Source organism: Paenibacillus sp. FSL R7-0312 (genome assembly GCF_038004445.1).
Classification (GTDB): domain Bacteria; phylum Bacillota; class Bacilli; order Paenibacillales; family Paenibacillaceae; genus Paenibacillus_AQ.
Genome location: NZ_JBBORE010000001.1, coordinates 1,419,774 through 1,436,809, shown reverse-complemented (window position 1 = coordinate 1,436,809; position 17,036 = coordinate 1,419,774). Strand labels below are relative to the sequence as shown.

The 17,036-nt window shown below is 42.5% G+C and carries 18 protein-coding genes; 5 read left to right on the top strand and 13 right to left on the bottom strand.

The features are described 5' to 3' along the window. Window positions 1–204: 204 nt before the first annotated feature. The gene (locus MKX70_RS06165) at window positions 205–1,164 is read right to left on the bottom strand and encodes an SDR family oxidoreductase (RefSeq protein WP_042241100.1); all 960 of its coding nucleotides are present in this window, start codon (window positions 1,162–1,164) and stop codon (window positions 205–207) included. Window positions 1,165–1,345: 181 nt separating this feature from the next. Then, window positions 1,346–2,308, bottom strand: coding sequence for an AraC family transcriptional regulator (locus MKX70_RS06160; RefSeq protein WP_042243839.1), 963 nt, complete (start codon window positions 2,306–2,308; stop codon window positions 1,346–1,348). 752 nt (window positions 2,309–3,060) lie between these two features. Between MKX70_RS06160 and MKX70_RS06155 the strand changes: the two genes are divergently transcribed. Continuing rightward, window positions 3,061–3,489, top strand: coding sequence for a MarR family winged helix-turn-helix transcriptional regulator (locus MKX70_RS06155; RefSeq protein ID WP_231637937.1), 429 nt, complete (start codon window positions 3,061–3,063; stop codon window positions 3,487–3,489). Window positions 3,490–3,509: 20 nt separating this feature from the next. After that, window positions 3,510–3,833, top strand: coding sequence for a putative quinol monooxygenase (locus tag MKX70_RS06150; RefSeq protein WP_042241108.1), 324 nt, complete (start codon window positions 3,510–3,512; stop codon window positions 3,831–3,833). A gap of 50 nt (window positions 3,834–3,883) precedes the next feature. On the opposite strand, the gene MKX70_RS06145 is transcribed toward MKX70_RS06150, so the two are convergent. Continuing rightward, the gene (locus MKX70_RS06145; RefSeq protein ID WP_042241112.1) at window positions 3,884–4,288 is read right to left on the bottom strand and encodes a VOC family protein; all 405 of its coding nucleotides are present in this window, start codon (window positions 4,286–4,288) and stop codon (window positions 3,884–3,886) included. Window positions 4,289–4,467: 179 nt separating this feature from the next. Between MKX70_RS06145 and MKX70_RS06140 the strand changes: the two genes are divergently transcribed. Continuing rightward, window positions 4,468–4,713 (top strand): ATP-binding protein, encoded by a 246-nt coding sequence (locus MKX70_RS06140; RefSeq protein WP_340839684.1) that lies wholly within the window; start codon window positions 4,468–4,470, stop codon window positions 4,711–4,713. 221 nt (window positions 4,714–4,934) lie between these two features. Here the strand turns inward: MKX70_RS06140 and MKX70_RS06135 are convergent, their stop codons facing one another. After that, complete coding sequence (locus MKX70_RS06135; RefSeq protein ID WP_340839683.1) at window positions 4,935–5,879, bottom strand: MBL fold metallo-hydrolase; 945 nt, start codon at window positions 5,877–5,879, stop codon at window positions 4,935–4,937. Window positions 5,880–6,048: 169 nt separating this feature from the next. Here MKX70_RS06135 and MKX70_RS06130 point away from each other — a divergent pair, with 169 nt between their 5' ends. Next, window positions 6,049–6,462 carry a MerR family transcriptional regulator gene (locus MKX70_RS06130; RefSeq protein WP_340839682.1) on the top strand — a complete coding sequence of 138 codons (414 nt, stop codon included), beginning with the start codon at window positions 6,049–6,051 and terminating at the stop codon, window positions 6,460–6,462. 97 nt (window positions 6,463–6,559) lie between these two features. Here MKX70_RS06130 and MKX70_RS06125 read toward each other — a convergent pair whose 3' ends face one another. Both MKX70_RS06125 and MKX70_RS06120 read right to left on the bottom strand, forming a co-directional pair. Further along, on the bottom strand, window positions 6,560–6,799 hold the full coding sequence (locus tag MKX70_RS06125) for an SDR family NAD(P)-dependent oxidoreductase (protein ID WP_042241123.1): 240 nt from the start codon (window positions 6,797–6,799) through the stop codon (window positions 6,560–6,562). A gap of 19 nt (window positions 6,800–6,818) precedes the next feature. Continuing rightward, window positions 6,819–7,787 (bottom strand): NAD(P)H-binding protein, encoded by a 969-nt coding sequence (locus tag MKX70_RS06120; protein WP_042241126.1) that lies wholly within the window; start codon window positions 7,785–7,787, stop codon window positions 6,819–6,821. Window positions 7,788–7,876: 89 nt separating this feature from the next. On the opposite strand from MKX70_RS06120, the gene MKX70_RS06115 reads away from it, so the two are divergent. Then, complete coding sequence (locus MKX70_RS06115) at window positions 7,877–8,281, top strand: MerR family transcriptional regulator (RefSeq protein WP_042241128.1); 405 nt, start codon at window positions 7,877–7,879, stop codon at window positions 8,279–8,281. A gap of 234 nt (window positions 8,282–8,515) precedes the next feature. On the opposite strand, the gene MKX70_RS06110 is transcribed toward MKX70_RS06115, so the two are convergent. The 7 genes from MKX70_RS06110 to MKX70_RS06080 all read right to left on the bottom strand — a co-directional run bounded on the left by MKX70_RS06110 (window position 8,516) and on the right by MKX70_RS06080 (window position 16,837). Then, window positions 8,516–9,433 carry an NAD(P)-dependent alcohol dehydrogenase gene (locus MKX70_RS06110; protein ID WP_340839681.1) on the bottom strand — a complete coding sequence of 306 codons (918 nt, stop codon included), beginning with the start codon at window positions 9,431–9,433 and terminating at the stop codon, window positions 8,516–8,518. Window positions 9,434–9,465: 32 nt separating this feature from the next. Next, on the bottom strand, window positions 9,466–9,684 hold the full coding sequence (locus MKX70_RS06105; RefSeq protein ID WP_042241132.1) for a helix-turn-helix transcriptional regulator: 219 nt from the start codon (window positions 9,682–9,684) through the stop codon (window positions 9,466–9,468). A 1-nt stretch (window position 9,685) separates the two neighbouring features. Further along, on the bottom strand, window positions 9,686–10,132 hold the full coding sequence (locus MKX70_RS06100; RefSeq protein ID WP_340839680.1) for a hypothetical protein: 447 nt from the start codon (window positions 10,130–10,132) through the stop codon (window positions 9,686–9,688). 342 nt (window positions 10,133–10,474) lie between these two features. Further along, window positions 10,475–12,718 carry a U32 family peptidase gene (locus MKX70_RS06095; protein WP_340839679.1) on the bottom strand — a complete coding sequence of 748 codons (2,244 nt, stop codon included), beginning with the start codon at window positions 12,716–12,718 and terminating at the stop codon, window positions 10,475–10,477. 440 nt (window positions 12,719–13,158) lie between these two features. Continuing rightward, a complete protein-coding gene (locus MKX70_RS06090) occupies window positions 13,159–14,265 on the bottom strand; it encodes a Ger(x)C family spore germination protein (RefSeq protein WP_042241140.1) in 1,107 nt (368 codons plus the stop codon). 2 nt (window positions 14,266–14,267) lie between these two features. Next, entirely contained in the window at window positions 14,268–15,383 is a 1,116-nt protein-coding gene (locus MKX70_RS06085) for a GerAB/ArcD/ProY family transporter (RefSeq protein WP_042241143.1), read from the bottom strand. After that, window positions 15,380–16,837 (bottom strand): spore germination protein, encoded by a 1,458-nt coding sequence (locus MKX70_RS06080; protein ID WP_081956752.1) that lies wholly within the window; start codon window positions 16,835–16,837, stop codon window positions 15,380–15,382. The genes MKX70_RS06085 and MKX70_RS06080 overlap by 4 nt, the downstream gene beginning before the upstream one ends. Window positions 16,838–17,036: the final 199 nt, after the last annotated feature.

Sequence of the window (17,036 nt, the reverse complement as noted above, 5' to 3'; positions counted from 1 at the left end):
ATGCACCGTGAAGCTGTTGTCCCTTTAAACCCTATAGTGGCTATAGGGTCAATACCGATCTTCTCGATTGAGGAACCAGCTAGGAGTCGAAAGGAACGCACAAATTCAACGCTTGCCGTGGTCAAGTTTCCTGCCGTACTTTTCCAGCATGCGCTCCTTGTTCTCCCATACCCCTTCCACGAAACATCCATTTTCGGTTTACAGTTAGAAATAATACCCCTTCCGAATTTCATCTAAAAGGGTAGGATGTACTGGATTCCATCCCAAACGCTCCTGCGTCAACGCACTGGACACCGGATTATCCGTTTTCGTGAAGGGTGCAAGCCATCCGAAATGTTTACCTGCTTCTTCAACCCCAATGCCTTGGACCGGCAGGTTCAGATGGAGGCCCAGAGCCGTGGCGATCTCTTGAAACGGAATGCCCTCTTCGCTCACCGCATGAAACCGGGACCCTGCCGGAGCTTGTTCTAAGGCGAGTCTAAAAAGGCGCGCCGCATCCAGTAGATGCACGGATGGCCAACGGTTGGTTCCGGAGCCTGTATAGGCGGAGAAACCCTTCTTGCGAGCGATGTTCACCAGATTTGGGAACAAGCCCGTCTTATCGCCTTCACCATGTACGATCGGTGGGAGGCGTACAATCGAGGAACGTATCCCCCGATTCGCCAAGTCTAGGGTGGTATGTTCAGAAATGATGCGTAATCCACCTGGGGATTGAGGATCCCCAGCGCTGTCCTCCGTTCCGAGACGGCCGGGAGTAAGCGTCATCGTAGGCATCGCGATGACAAGCGCCCGGTCACCGCCGGGTAAGGGGGTGCCAAGTGTCTCGATGACTCGCCTGTCGGTCTCAATTGCAGCCTTCATAAATCGCATCACCACATGACGAGGATTCCCGCCTAATAAAACCCTAAGCCGAGTTGGAAGGCCCGCATGCGAGAACTTGTGGAAGAAGGCCAAATGAATGACCCCGTCTACTGCAGCAGCCACTTTGCGCAAGCCTGCTAAATCCTCAATCGAACCGATTTGAACCTGGGCACCCAATGCCGTAAGCCGTTTGCCGGCTTTTTCAGAACGGGCAAGACCAACCACTTGATGACCGGCATCCAGCAGTTCGCGAACGACCGCCCCTCCGATGAAGCCTGTCGCCCCTGTAACCAATACACGCATATTCAGAAAGCCCCTTTCCTATCGGTAGGATGTTTACTCTTAGTATAGGGGATTGACCACTGCGGTCTTTGCCTTTTCCGTCGGAGTTTTTGCCTGATTCAACAGATTCCGCTGCCTAAAAAGGGAAAATCCGCTAGGCTCTATGCCCGCGGAAATTTGAAAAGCCGTTTACGTGTGCGTTTCACTTCAACTGTTGCTGGTCCTGACGCCACCTTGTGATATCTCTAGTTGGAGGGCACCCAAAAAATCGGCTGTAATCGCGGCTAAATTGGGAATCGCTCAAATAGCCCACAAGCCGGCTCGCCGTAGTTGCGTCAATGGAGCTGGATAACATTAGACGCCTCGCCTCTTGCAGACGCAGCACCTTTTGATATTGCAGAGGGCTCATCGCAGTAGCCGATCTGAAATACTCGCGAAACGACGATTCGCTCATATGGACCAACTCCGCCAAATCCGCTACTTTCCACGGCTGGGAAAAGTTATTTTGGAGCCAATCAATCGCTTTTGCAACCTGCTGCATGCCCGATTCCGCCAGAACAGTCTCAGCAACATAAACACCGATTGGGCTACGGAGGAGGCGGATATAAATCTCGTCTTTCACCAATGGAGCCAGCATTTGAGCATCATCGGGAGAGGACAGGCATGCCATCAATCTTGCAGCGGCGTTCATCATGGCCAAATCAGCTTCGATGACGTAGCACGCACTGCGATTGCGAACCTCCGGCAAACCATTCGGAAATACCATCGGCAGCAACGAAGCAATCCTTTGCGGATCGAGATATAAACCTATCCCCAAGAACGGTACTTGGGGGCTGGCCTGCATGATTTTCATCGCAACAGGCAAGGCAACGGGGGCAATATACATTCGCGAAGCACTATACTCATAAGCATCCTTGCCTACGGTAATTCGCTTTTTCCCTTGCGCAGCAATGCAGATTGCCGGCGAGAATATGGTGTGAACATCATCCGCCGCTTCTACTTGCGAATATCGGTTCACATACAGACCATGGATCGGTGAAGCATAGGTCCCATCCTGCGAAGTATACGTGTAAATCAAACTTGCCAACCGGGCTGCTTCACCATTTAGCGCTGACTTGGCATCATCTAATACAGATACATCCTCATATTTATGGTAATTGTCCATGTTCACAAGCAACTTCTTCCCCCTCAAATGTAACGGGATGATAGGCATGTTCATGATACCACAGGCGCATCCAAATCGTAATGAGCTGATTGCCCCACTCGGCAGAGGAGGGGAATTCTGTGACTATACTGTTCAAACATATGGCATCGCCTCAAAGCCGAAATAGATGAAATGCAATTGTATTTGAATGGACAAGTGTTTATTCATGAGAAAGCGCTGAATGGAGTTTACCACGATCATGAGCATGACTACCGGCATACGATGAAAGAAATGAAAGAACAACTAATCGAGCAAGCGAGAAAAGCAATGACGATTAAGGGAAAGTTATCCGTCTCCATATTTGATGATTTGGAGCTTGCTTTCGTTGAGTTATTCTTCTGCCTATTTCGCTTGAACTGCCTGACTGTTCACGGTCTGCCTTACCTCTGTTGATTGTGCCCCGGATATCGCGAATTTTCTATCAATGACAAAGAAAGGTGCTCCTGTTATATTCGCTTTACCACTACTTGTGATAAGGTACCCCGATACGTGAATGTCCGTAAGACCGTGAATGTCCGTAAGACCACCAAGCTTAAACCTTGAAGCACGAAAGACGGCGATTTTCATATCGAACAATCTTGACATTTGTAAAAGATAGTATTACTCTGATGATAGTTAAACGTTTAACTATTAATCATTTAACTATATTGCGCACACCATCCGAAAGAAATTGAAAGGAGGGATACAAAATACAGAACGAGCCGATGCTGTTGATGATTAAGGAGTTCTCAAACGTTCTTCATGAACTCAACAGTAAAATCATAAAATTCGTTGACGAGCAGCTAAATACAACAGGTTTGGTTCGAACACATTTTGGCATTCTGCATGAGTTGGCGGACGGAAAAGAACGCTCCATGAGTGATTTAAGTAAAATTCTGCATGTTACAAAACCAAACATAACCGTTTTAATCGATAAGCTTGTAAAGCTTGACTATGTTGAGCGGGTAAACAGCAGCAATGACAGAAGAGTGTCTTTGATTCGCCTTACAGATGCTGGGCAAAGGCTTATTAACAAAACAGCTGAAACGCTAATTAATTCCTCCTCTGAAATTTTAAAAACTCTTGATAACGAGGATCGGGAGCTAATAGAACAAACGACTCAAGCAATGAAAAAACTGTTAACCAAGTTCAATAACACATAATTGTTAGGAGTGACTATGCGATGAATACAATAAACCCATATCCCGAAAGTGTAACGATATTCATTGAAATCCATGCAAAAGCTGGCGAAGAGGAGTTTACAAAGCAGACCTTCACGACTACCATTGAAACTTCAAATAAACCGGGTCTCATTAGCTATGAAATTTTCGAAGACAGCAATGCACCCGGAACTTTTTACTCAACTCAGGAGTGGGAAAGCGTAGAAGCCTTTCATGCTCATATGCGCGAAGCGAAATCAGCGGGAATAGCAGAAGCTACTTCTATGTTACGGGAAATGCCAAGGACCAGTATCCTCAAACGCATAGGGAAATCTGAGAATCTGTGATAACAAAAAGACGCGAATGGATGTAGAATCCAGCTCTGAATGATCTGGTATCAATGCCTGCTACTGAACCGTCTAATCGCTTCCTCAGTCACCGGCTCGAAGAGGTTTACAAGGTTGCCGTCGGGATCACGGAACAGCATAGAACGGTTCCCCCACGGCATCGTCGTCGGTTCTTTTACCCAATCATAGACAATTGGCTTCAAGCGTGCGTACTCGGCTTCGACATCGTTGACGCGGAACTCGATGATGACAGTGTGATTACTCGCTGCCACTACGGAACCAGCACCAAATAGCTGCGCCGTTTGGGAGTGACCGATTGCCAGGGTACATGCTGGCATAACGAGTTCGGCAAAAACAGGCGCGGGGTACACCGCCGAAACACCCAGGACTTTTTCATAGAACTCGGCGAGACGATTCACATCGTCAGTAATGATGCGTACAGAAGCAAAATTCACAAAATACCACCCTTCCTATACTCCTTTATGTTTACATACCCTATAATAAAACAACGCTACTGACAGCGTTATGTCAGTAGCGTTCTGAAATTATTCGGGCTTCCCCAATCCAATCCCTCTGCAGGATGGGCTGTTTACAGCTTCCTTAATTCATCCAGTATATCCTCGGGGGACAGGCGTTGCATGAAATCCGGGTTGACGTATGCGGAGCGGATTATGCACGACTCGTCGATATCGTACAAAATATTGTAAAAGGCAGCCACCAGACCATTCGTATCGCTCAGCAGTCAGCGCGCAGGAGCGGCGGAGCCGGTCTAGGTCTGTCAATCGTCCGGCATCTGCTTACATTTCCCCAAGGGACCGTTGAGCTGGAGACCAGCTCCGAATCGGGAAGTGTATTTAAGGTCACATTGATTCAGGGCTAAGAAGATCGTCTTCATGTTATATAGATGTAGAACAAGAAGCCCGTCCCAACCGGGCAGGCTTCTATATGATAAGTTCTGCGATCTGACCGACTGTCACGGTGCACCCTACTCTCTATTTCAATCTGCTTCGCCATTCTCATTCACGCTCCAGAAGCGCTTCACATACTCCATACTTATTCCTATTTTCTATATTTATGTTGCAAACAGTGTTGCTTGTTGTCTCATCTGTTGTTTTGAACAAGCATACTGTTAAAGAGCCAGCGAAAGTTCCATCTGAAATACTGGGGCAGATGCCAATCCTCATAGCCTTTTAATACCCCTTGTTCCAGCCAGTAAGACTCTGATTTCCCGCTTTTTACAGCTCCAGAAACATAAGTGAGCGTTTTCTCCAAAAAGCGTATGACATCCGTGATTCGATCTGAATTAGATACATCTCCATGCCCCGGAACGACAATATTGACCTTGAGGTCTTTTTGAATGCGTTTAAGGATGCGTATCCAAGCGTATGGATTACCGTATGGCAACACCGGAATGGTCTTAGTCGATATTAAGTCACCAGCGATCAAAGTTTGCTCTTCTGGAACGTACACAACAGCATCACTTAAAGAATGACCGCCTCCGTAAGATAAAACTTCGATAGTTCGCTTTGTTCCCTGAATAACGAGTTTATCGTCAAAAGTGATCGTGGGGATCACCCTGCAAAGGGAAGGAATGGTATCATAAAGGGCTCGCTGTACGGAAAGATCATAGTCGATTTCAGTTAGCATGTGGGGATCTCTTTGCTTTGAACGTAAATGATTTAGGCTGGTTATTAACTTTAGAATGTTTTGTTGCATGAGATCAATATTCACTTCACCCATATCAGATAGCAAATCTCTTGTCCAAACGGTAGATATCAATTCGCTATTCATAAATTCCTGATTGCCGTTGACATGATCTCCATGAAAATGTGTATTCACTACATATTTAACCGGTCTGTTTGTTAATTGTTCAGCAGTATGGCGTAACAAAGCACCAGAATGCGGCAGGTTGGTTGTATCCACTACAACGGTTAAATCCCCAAGATCAATAATTGCTGCATTCCCCAGAGAACCGCTGCATGGAACCGAAATAGCCCCCCAGATCCCTTCTGCTGCTTGTTGAATCGTGAAATATTCGTTGTTCATTGTTGCACCCCTTTAACAATTAGTAAAGTTAACTTACAAGTTAGAGTCAACTGGAAGTCAAGTGGTTTTCAGGAGGGGTTAGGGGCAATTGTACACATTGGCTTTGAGTGAACTGAAAGCTGTATAATATCTTTCAATACCAGCATACAAAAGGAGGGACAGAAATCGGATGCTTACGATAAGTCAAGTGTCAGAACAAACGGGATTAACTCCTTATACGATTCGTTATTATGAAAAAATCGGGGTGCTACATGAACCCAAGCGTAGTAATGGAGGGGCACGTGTCTACAAAGAAAGTGAGGTTTCCTACATTCAATGTCTAAATAAACTTAAAAAAGTGGGCTTATCACTTGAGGAGATTACGGAATTTACTCGTGAGGGCTGTGTAATGGATAAAATTCAACAAGGGGAGAATCCTTCTAATTATAATCCTACCTTAAAAAAGCGGATTGAAATCCTTGAGAAGCATCTGATGGGACTGGAATCCAGGCGGCAAGAAATTGATTACATGATTTCTCTCGCCGAAGAGAAAATTACCCTATACCAAGAACTCACGAAAGAAGACATAGTAAATACTAGATAATAGGCGGCGTAAATCCTACGTGAACACTGCAGGGTGCCTGATGTGGAAAATCAGACACCCCACATGCAATTGATCATATTTCCGTTTGATCACATCATTAACTTCCCAGATCAATGACTATAGGGAAAGGTCCGCCGCCCCCCAATCTCCCCCTGCTGTTGCCTGTAGCTTCCGAAATATCCTTTAATGCAGCTTTTCCACTCTCCGCACCTCTGCTGATAATCACGACCTTGGCCCCAAGTCTGGCTGGTCCGGGTGCGATTGCTTTACCTACTCCAGACGATCCTCCTGAAATTAAAAACACTCTGCATTTAATATCCGTATGTGTTTCGTTCATTTGAGGATTCTCTAATTTATTACGTTTGATTATATTTCGCCGCAAATTCTGCTGCGTATTCTTTCAATTTTGTTGTTCCTAAAGTTGGGCGGTTCTTGTAATAATCTTCATACACGTAACCTGTCCGGGCCGCCACTCCCATCTCCATAAACCCTTTTGCCATTTGCTCGTTCATCCCACTTTTCAGCATGGTATTGACGAGCATTTTATCGGATATTTTCCCATGCTTCAAATAGGGTTTACCAATAGCTTCACCTAATATTTTAGCAATCTCATTACAGGTAAGCTCCTCACTTGCTATGTAGCGAAAGGTTCTGCCTTCAAAGGGTTTAGCCATTTCCTCAGCAATGACAGCAGCAATATCATTAGCCGAGACCAACAGGTATTTGATTTCACCACCATAGTTGGCCAGAATCACTCCTCTTTTGCCAGTCAGTAAACCTCCGATCCCATAATGCTGCAAAGACAATAATCCACCTAAAAACCCTTCGCTTGTTGATTTTATTACATCAATATTAGCCAATAAATTACTGTAAAAGCCAGCTGGCCGCATAAATTTGATTGCCACATCATTAGGTAGTTGTTTCAAAATACTCTCGGCAATGTTGTGAATTATTAAAAAACCCGTACCTTTGTCCGTGTGAGCTCCGATACTGCTCAGATGCACGACTTTTCTTACCCCTGATTGCTCAACCGCTTTTTTATAAGCAGCTACTATTTCATTCACTTCACTGTAGATATCATAATTTACATCAGTCACATTAGCGGGAGGTTCCATCAGGTAGACGATGTCTGCTCCCGTGAAGGTCTCGCGAAGAAAGACATCGTCCGAAACTGACCCAATGGCCGCCTTTGCCCCAAGTGCTTCAATCTCCTTCTGCCTCTCATGTTTACTGCTTATAACGGTAACAGAGTGGCCGTTCTCAACTAGCTTCTCAGTGAGCGGTTTACCAATATGTCCCAAAGAACCTGTCACGATAATCTTCATCTTATCCCTCCTTAATTTCTGACACTTGAACAATTAAAGCATAAACTTTAGAGTTGACTATAGGTCAAGTCTTATTGAGGAGAGGTTCCATGCGAATAAAGGATCTATCTGAAAAGTCAGGGTTATCCGTCTACACCATTCGTTATTATGAAAAAGAAGGTTTATTGGATAGCCAGCATTTTCAAAGAGCTGAAAACAACTATCGTAACTACAATGAGAAAGCAATCGAACGTCTGAAGCTCATTAAGAAGTTTCAAAGTGTAGAATGTTCATTGGCTGAACTGAGCGATTACTTTCAAGAACAGGATACACATTCGCCGGACTATCTGAAAGGCATTGAGTGGATTCGGCTAAAACTCTATGAAATCGAACGGAAGAAGGAGGAATACGATCAGATCATTGAAAAACTTAACTGGATGCTGGAATACAAACTGGCATTGGTAAATGACCCTCAAAAGGCAAATGCTTTGACCACCCATTATCCCTTTGACTAATCAAAACACGGTCCCCCCTGAAAGCTGAAGAGGCAAGTTAAACAGCCGTCCCGACGGGACGGCTGTTTCTTCAATATCTCTGTAGATAAGCTTTTCCTCAATATCTATCTCTAAACCGCTTAATCGCCTGAATATCCCGATAAACGGTCTGTTTTATTCATTGCTGCCCCTCGAAACAGTATGCTGCGCAACAGAATCTTGCCCCTACTTATGATAAGCGTCACCGCGCTGTCACTAACGGCAAGTTTCACTTACAGTAATAACGACATTCCCCTTCTTATGTTTTTGTTCGACATAACGATGGGCATCAGGAATTTGTTCCAGCGAATAGGATCTATCGATAACTGGCTTAATGTTACCGGCTTCAAGTTGCTCTTGCAGGAAGATGAGATCTTCAACTCGAGGCTTTTGTGACATATGGACACTCACATATTTCCCGTTCGTATGCAGTGCTTTTTTGAATGTTGATTTTTTGATGTTCGATACCGTTTTCCCAACGGCATCAAAGATTAAATCATAGCTTTCTTCAAGCGCCATGAAATCCTGTTTCGTATAATCTATGACCCGGTCGGCTCCTATAGATCTTACCATTTCAAGATTAGCAGTACTGCATACCCCTGTTACATCTGCCCCGTAATATTTGGCAAGCTGCACCGCATAAGTCCCCACACTTCCAGAGGCTCCATAAATAAGAACCTTATTTCCGCTCGCGATATTCCCCTTCCTTAGAAAGTTCAACGCGGTTATCCCCCCGATGGGAACAGCGGCAGCCTCCTCATAGCTCACATTGACCGGTTTCATGACCACCAATCCATCTTCAGGCAGACATTTGTACTCGGCATATGCACCGAAGCCCAGACCACAAGACGCAAATATTTGATCACCGATCTTAAATCGTGTTACATCTTTGCCTGCGGCTTCAATTTCCCCGGCTAACTCAAACCCCAATATCGTTACCTTTTTGGGCCTTAAGAGACCATTGTATAATCTTGCAAGGAATGGGTCGGCCTTTCGCATACGCCAGTCCCCCGCTGTTACCGTTGCCGCATATATTCTAACAAGGACTTCATTATCCTTCGGTGTAGGTTTCTCTAGCTCCTTCAGATGAAGCACATCAGGCGATCCGTATTTGGCATATACCATTGCTCTCATCCTTTACCCCCTATCTATTTCCCCCATGGCTCCTATGAGTTTTCCCCGTAAAAGAATACCTCTTCAAGCGGCAAGTTAAAGGCGTGAGCAATACGAAAGGCCAACTCCAGTGAAGGAGAATAATTTCCTTTTTCAAGAGCTACGATCGTTTGTCTGGTTACACCTACCTTGTCGGCCAGCTGCTGCTGGGTCATTTCATTAAGATTGAATCGTAATTTTCTGATGTAATTGCCAACAGGAACTTTACCCATCTTAGACTCCTCTCCTGTAGTAATACAGTCTCGATATTGAACCTGTTACGTCTGAAAGAAATCCAGCGACGATTAGGACAATGAACATCACCTTCAAAGGCTGGTCTATAACCAATGAGCCCATAGCCAGAAGGAAGCCACTGACAAACATAGCAAATGAATTTCGGAAGGCTAACAAGTCGATGCGCTTATCCAGTTCGTCCGCGAATGTAGGTTCCTTCTCACCCGTAGTCATACGGAAGATGATGTTAAAAACAATGCTGATCACGATATGTGCCGCGATGGAAACCAAGGTCAATACAAGAATGAAGGAACCCCAGTAATGGAAGGTTACTTTTGAATCCAACACTTCATTGGGATACTGCGGGTATCTGTACAGCAAATACACTGTAAAAATGAGTATGGTACTGATTAGCGATACGATGCTCTTCTTTTCTTGATAAGTCATGTATGACACCGCCTTTAGTAAAGTATACTAAACATAATGTATACCAAACCATACATGAAGTCAACTCTGTTATACAAATTTAAATGAAAAAAGATTAAACTAAAAGAATAAAAAGTTGAAGCGGCAAGTTTTAGAGCCGCCCAGTACTGGGCGGCTCTTTCTTGTTCTTTTATGTTAAGCTGAACGATTAGCAAGAAAGACAGCGATATACTGGTCAGCAATACGCGGAATACCCCAATCGCAGAGTCTGCCGTCCGGGCATTTATGTACGCCATAATCTGACCGCTGCCGCTGTTGGATTCGCTCCCGCCATCCTATCGCCAGAACCATCCCTTTGGCTGCCTACACAATCTCTTTATTAAAATGTCCTCTTGTGTCTGTTTCCTGATTAAAGACAGCATTATTCATTGAGCCATTTAACTTACCTGACGCCATATGAATGACTTCCACAACCTGCTCTTGTGATTCAACTGTGAAGTTTAATCTGAGCGCCTCGATTCCTTTGATGTTCGGTAGCTCATCCAACAGATTAAGCGTCTTCCCATTAAGGAGAGTCGTTGTACAATCATTATGGGAAATGATAGGGAACGTTCCGTGCTCATCTTTTAACTCATAGCTCTTCGTTCTGCAAATTTTGCATTGATTCATTTTTTTCATCGGACAATATTTTGTAAACATCAAAGGGGCCCTGCCATATACAATCATTTCCAGCGCAGGATAGCCGTCATTTTCTTCAACATAGGCATTCATTAATTCTTCAATTTGGCCCTTATTCAATTCATAAGATAAAGTGACTCGTTTTGCACCTAATTTATATAATTCATAGCAACTAGTGGCATTAATAACATTTAGAGAATAGTCCGTAACAAACGGGTTTGTTTCTCTATAGTGATTAATCCCCCCATATCCTCCAATTAGTAGCTGTCCTTCTTGTTCCTTATAATCATTCTGATTTCTTCTAACCACATTTTCGTAATAGATTTCCTTAATTCCACAGCTCACGCAAGCCTCGTACTGTTCCTTAGTCGTTACAGAGGCCGTAAGGTATGGCTTTACAGGAGCAAAGCTTATTTTTTCTTTTGCTTCCAAAGCCCTGGTTCTTTTCTGCTGGCTGTTAAGCTTTAAGTCATATAGGCCCAGTACAATATCTCTTCTTGCTGCATTCAACAGCTTAGCTGGAATAAATGCATTGCATTCCTCATACTCGACATGATTAAGTTCGAATATCGTATCATTTAATCTTGAAAATTGCTTGATGACCTGGTCTTTTGTTGTTGGATTATTAATGGCTTCGCCCAGTATTTCCTCGCTTTCATAGGAATAATGAAAGCCTAGGCCCTTCGCATCTATGACAAGCTTTGAATCTGGACATGCTTGTACGCTAATATCGAGGTTAAACCGCTTAAATTCTTTATCCAGTGATGCTTCTAATTCTTTATTATAGAAATAATCCTTCGTTTTATATACTAAATCTCCCTTAGACATCTTTTCTTTGATTTTGATATAGCAGACATCCTCTGCTTTGTTGATTAATTCGCCCTCTTTATCGTACAGTTTGGCAACCGTTAGATTAACATCTTCATTGTTGTGACTGATTCGAATGGTATCGTTCTGATTTAAAGGACGTGTAAGTGTTATTTCATACATGTCTTTAACAATCCCGCTGATTGTTCCAATTTCATAACCAAAGTTATTCGGTTTTAAGATGTTTGTAATATTTCTCCTGTCTTCGTGAAACAAATACCCTTTAGTAAATGTTCTATTGAATGTTTTTTTCAGATTTTCCTTGTCTTCTTCGGTTATTTTATGATCTAAGGCCTTGCGATATTTGGATACCACATTAGCCACATACGTAGGCGCCTTCATTCGGCCTTCTATTTTTAAAGAATCGATTTCTTTTAAATCATGGATATAATCGATGGTGTTTAAGTCCTTAGTAGATAGAATATAGCTTTTCCCTAAAGATGTATCTGTTGTCTTATCGATTAGTTCATACTCCTTACGGCATGAACCCACACATCTTCCGCGATTTGCGCATCGATTGCCGAGCAATCCTGACATTAGACAATTTCCCGAATAAGATACACATAAAGCACCGTGAACAAAAATTTCTAAAGGGATTTCAGCTATTCTTTTGATCTCTTTTACTTTTTCAATCTTGACCTCACGGGACAGAACAACTCTTTTCGCACCAAGTTCTTTAAATAATAAAGTTCCGTCTACATCGTCGATTCCCATTTGAGTGGAACAATGTGCTTCCATATCAACAAAGTTTTTAACGATATAATCGAAAGCAGTCAGGTCCTGGACGATAATGCCATCCACACCGATTTTATTTAATTCGTTTATCTGTTCTTTCATCTCATCAACTTCGTTTTCAAAAACGATGGTATTCATGGCAACATAGATTTTAACATTCCTCAGGTGCGCATACGTAACAGCCTCTTTTAACGTTTCTAAATCAAAATTAGAGGAGTATGCACGTGCACCAAATTTTTGCATTCCTAAGTATATTGCATCACAACCATTAGATATTGCAGCTTTTAAAGCTTCCATACTTCCTGCTGGAGCTAATAATTCAGTCATTTTTTCCTCCTTGTGACCCATAAATCAAAAAAATTTGTAGTTACTTGTGATACGTTCTCCGTAACATGGAGCTGCATCACCATAGCTATCCTTGAGTTTATCCCGTTGGAGCAGTATGATGCTGTGACCCAGCGCATGGAGGATGTGACGCGGGCTAACTATGATTACCTTCTTCCAATAGTAATCGGATTACGGGATGTACTGCCGAAAAGAAGTAGTACATGCGTTTCCCGGAAATTATTTTTTGAATAACAAAAAGAAAGACAGCTCAAAACTCGAATGGCGAGTCGTGTATTGTCTTTTTTCGTTCCCCGATAGGGTATCTGGGATCCTGATCGTTCATCTGTTTTACAGTGTAATGATTTGATATCCCTCACCGATTAGCGTCGATATACTGGCATGCCCATCTTATCATGCGCTCTTAAGCGGCTCGTAACGATTTACTTGTTTTGAAACACATCAACCACTCCATTAATCAAAGGATGTACTTTGATGTCGTAGTCAACATTAATTTTCATATTTTCCCAATGTTTCAACCATTGCTCATCCGTTATTTCTTTAGAAAACGGCTTAAGCGAATGGGTTCCGACCTCTAAGGGATCCACTTTCCAACGTTGCATTCGTTTTAATAAATCTGACGTTTGTTCCTCAAGGTAGACCTCAATTTCATGAATTAATTGTTCCAATTGTTCCTCACTTTGAATATTCAATTCTCCCTGGTATTCCTCAATTCTTCCTTTCAATCCCACATGTAAGGACAAGGATGAATAGTCGCTCGATAGTTTCATGCGAACATTGGATCGAATACGTCCTAAACTGATAGATAACTTTGGAATGGCCAAGACTTTTAGGAAATGATTGTTATCCAGAAGTTGAAAAATATTATCGTCCACGTCTTGAATGACCATTACTTCTTTATCATTTTGGAAGATGCCTGTTCCTACGTAATTGAAATTGTCCTTATCCGAATGAAAAACCGGCAGGACCGGATCTTTAAAAGGAGAATATACCTTCTTCATGAATTTATGAATATTGACGATGCTCATTTCACCTTGATTATGCTCCTCGTAATGCTTTAACATCCGATAAAGGAAATAATCCTGGTTGTCTTGCACCGTCAATTGATTTTTTATGTATTCATCAAAATCGCCTCTGACAATCAACAAATAGACACGCATTGAAATATCGGGATCAACCAGTATGGTATTGATCAGCTTTTCAATGCCTCCTTTTTTTGCCAGCTCCTCATTAATTAATAACATTCGCAGCTGCCCCTGCTTTAATTCCCGATAATAAATTAAATTAAACTTCTGGTCTCCCTGCTTTAACAGATCGACTTCCTTGGAGAGCAGACGTTTTTTTTCTTGGATGAGCGGTGGTACTAAAGTGCTGATTCTCAACTTTCCTTCCGTCCCCTTGTCAACCGACCAGAAAACTACCGGAGCAATCTCTTCGATCTTATTGTTCTCGACATATGGGGAAGAACAGCCGGCCATCCACATAAGGCTTACAACCGCCAATAAACCATAGTGCTTGTATGGTACCATCCCTACATACTCTCCTTTCGTCTAACTGCAATGAAAAGGATCGCAGGAATAAGTAAATAAATGCATGAGCCGGTCCAGATTTGAAGGTTCAGTAACATCTTTTGACCCGGAACCGTTTGCCATAACCATTGATCCATTAAGATGATGCTTATCAAAATGACGAACCAGCTCGACAATAAACCAATCCGAGTTGTGCGTTCTTTCATTTTTCTCATAAAGATTCTTCCGGCTCCATAAAAACACAACAGAAGAATTGAAATGTCAAACACATAATTAAACATATGGAAAGAGATAAGGATGTAATCGATTCGTTCTAAACCGCTCGTTTGAATGTAGCTTCCCATATATCCTATCGGAAAATCGATCTTGCGTAAGTAGTGTGATCCGTAAAACAATACCGAAGCAACGAACAATAATACATATTCCATGATCGACATCATATTTCCAATAACCAGGTATTTCGATATTTTTTTATTGGAGCTTAACCATGGAACCATAAAAACCAAATATACCGGACCGGAAAATGCCGACCAAATAAACAACAAACCTTGCCATGATTGTCCTGACCATTCGGTGGGTATGAGAGGATACAAATCGCGGTAATTGGCATCCGGTTGGAAGAAAAAAGGAATAAACAGGACTGAGATCCAAGCCCCGCAAAGAAAGGCGATGACGACAAAACGCAATGTATTCTCCATTCCATGTGAAGCCACATATAAGCTGATCAAAAGAATAAATAGGATCAGCCACCTTGTATCCATAGATGGAAAAATAAAATTATGAAGCATTTCAATGTATCCCAGTGTGATGATTGAAATTTTTAACAATATTATTAAAAATCCAAGTATTGCGAAAACTTGAACCGGCCGTTTCCCGAAAAGCTGTAAAAATCCTTGATAGCCTTTCGCTGCATAACTTGAAGTAAACCATTTGGACATCATCATCAAATTAAGCTGGGACAGTAGCCCCATCACGACAATTCCCCAAACCATATACGAATGAACCAAATAAACCGGCATGATTAAAATAAAATAATGCATTTGCATGCGATTCACTAAGAGAAGGAAATAGATACCGCCAAGGGTGGAAGTTCGATTATATAAGGATAAACTCTTCACTTCTTCATCTCCTGTCGCCATTTCCGTAGTGGTTTTAGATATTTCGGACGCGTTTTCATCCAAATTAAAGGGCCGCGGATAAAGAGGTCATTCCAATCCTTTCCATAAAAAGGAGCAATCGGTGCTAAATAAGGTTGACCTAATGATGTTAATGCATGGAGATGTGCAAGAATCCCGATTAGCCCGATCACGATTCCCGGCAACCCAAGAAACGATGCAAGGATAAGAAGAAGAATTTGCATCAGCACCATGGATTTTGTAACTTGATAATTGGGAACTAAAAAGAAAGCAATAGCGGATATACCCATCAACACTATCAATACTTTACTTGCAAAGCCTGCTTCTACAGCAGCTTGTCCAATGACGATACCACCGATAACCCCTAAAGTTTGACTGGTTTTGGTCGGCATTCGCAAACTTGCTTCTTTGATGATTTCCAGCGTTACGATCATGAAAAATCCTTCCGCAAACGGAGTAAAGGGCAATTTGCCTCTCGATTCCAATAATACGTAAAGAAGCGGTAGCGGAACCATTTGGTAATGAAATGTCGTTAACGCAACATAAAAAGGAATCATCGTCAAAGAAACAATAAAACTTCCGTACCGGATTAAACGTAAGAAACTGGCTACCGGCCAACGAAGGAAGTAGTCTTCCGGAGATTGGAGTAGATGGAAAAAAGTAATGGGAGCAATTAAAGCAAACGGTGAATTGGAAACCAATAGCGTCAGCTTTCCCTCACCTAAGGCGTAGGCACAGGCATCCGGCCGATCCGTTTGTAGAAACTGCGGAAAGACCGTATGGTTATGATCTTCAATAAAAGCTGCAAGCTGAGAGGAGTCTAAAAATTGATCGAAATCCACACTTTCAATTTTCTTTCTTGCAAGGGAAACAAATTCTGGATTAGTTAATCCGTCTATGTACAGTAACACAACTTTCGTTTTACTCAGTGAACCGATAGTAAAGCTTTCCGTTTTTAATGTAGTTATAGGCAAACGTCTGCGCAACATTGTAATGTTTTTATCGATTTGTTCACTGAAGCTGTCTTTCGCTCCATATATAACCGTTTCCGTTTGGGAAGGTTCAACTGCCCGACCAAGAGGGTTTTCCAGTTGGACGCCTAACCACTGATCGTTGACTGAATCGTTTAGAAGAATAAATCCTTGCATTATTTTTTGCTCAGCATCTTCGATCGATAGAACTTCCGAAACTTTGGCATTGGTTATGCATGAAGAAAGCGAATTGCCGGCAGAACGATGAAGTGGCTGAATAATCGTCTCGTTTAAACGTTCTGGATCGATTAACGTTTTTATGTATAAAAGATGGACTGAGGCACTGGGACCCATTCTGTGCTCAACAATTTCGGCATCATCCATATGGTTTAATTTCTGTTTTAATTCATCAAGCCATGTGGACATTTGATGATTTTTCATTTGAGGGTCGTATTTTTCAACCATAGTCTTCTCCTTCATAAAAGGAATCAAAATCCTGCGGTTTTATCTTTCCCTGTAATGGAAAAATTATACGACCGGCCATTTGTATTTCAAACCGCATAACGTTGGACACTTTACCCTCTCAAAAGTTAGACTAAAGAGAGGACAAAAAACGGCTATCAAACAACGATTCCATTGTACACTATCGTCATCTGATGCCAAA

Coding starts and splice junctions, on each gene's coding strand:
- MKX70_RS06095 (WP_340839679.1), bottom strand. CDS start 12,718: ATGACTGAATTATTAGCTCCAGCAGGAAGTATGGAAGCTTTAAAAGCT.
- MKX70_RS06105 (WP_042241132.1), bottom strand. CDS start 9,684: ATGGGTAAAGTTCCTGTTGGCAATTACATCAGAAAATTACGATTCAAT.
- MKX70_RS06110 (WP_340839681.1), bottom strand. CDS start 9,433: ATGAGAGCAATGGTATATGCCAAATACGGATCGCCTGATGTGCTTCAT.
- MKX70_RS06165 (WP_042241100.1), bottom strand. CDS start 1,164: ATGCGTGTATTGGTTACAGGGGCGACAGGCTTCATCGGAGGGGCGGTC.
- MKX70_RS06090 (WP_042241140.1), bottom strand. CDS start 14,265: ATGGTACCATACAAGCACTATGGTTTATTGGCGGTTGTAAGCCTTATG.
- MKX70_RS06125 (WP_042241123.1), bottom strand. CDS start 6,799: ATGAACGAAACACATACGGATATTAAATGCAGAGTGTTTTTAATTTCA.
- MKX70_RS06155 (WP_231637937.1), top strand. CDS start 3,061: ATGATTAAGGAGTTCTCAAACGTTCTTCATGAACTCAACAGTAAAATC.
- MKX70_RS06130 (WP_340839682.1), top strand. CDS start 6,049: ATGCTTACGATAAGTCAAGTGTCAGAACAAACGGGATTAACTCCTTAT.
- MKX70_RS06135 (WP_340839683.1), bottom strand. CDS start 5,879: ATGAACAACGAATATTTCACGATTCAACAAGCAGCAGAAGGGATCTGG.
- MKX70_RS06115 (WP_042241128.1), top strand. CDS start 7,877: ATGCGAATAAAGGATCTATCTGAAAAGTCAGGGTTATCCGTCTACACC.
- MKX70_RS06120 (WP_042241126.1), bottom strand. CDS start 7,787: ATGAAGATTATCGTGACAGGTTCTTTGGGACATATTGGTAAACCGCTC.
- MKX70_RS06080 (WP_081956752.1), bottom strand. CDS start 16,837: ATGGTTGAAAAATACGACCCTCAAATGAAAAATCATCAAATGTCCACA.
- MKX70_RS06150 (WP_042241108.1), top strand. CDS start 3,510: ATGAATACAATAAACCCATATCCCGAAAGTGTAACGATATTCATTGAA.
- MKX70_RS06160 (WP_042243839.1), bottom strand. CDS start 2,308: ATGGACAATTACCATAAATATGAGGATGTATCTGTATTAGATGATGCC.
- MKX70_RS06100 (WP_340839680.1), bottom strand. CDS start 10,132: ATGACTTATCAAGAAAAGAAGAGCATCGTATCGCTAATCAGTACCATA.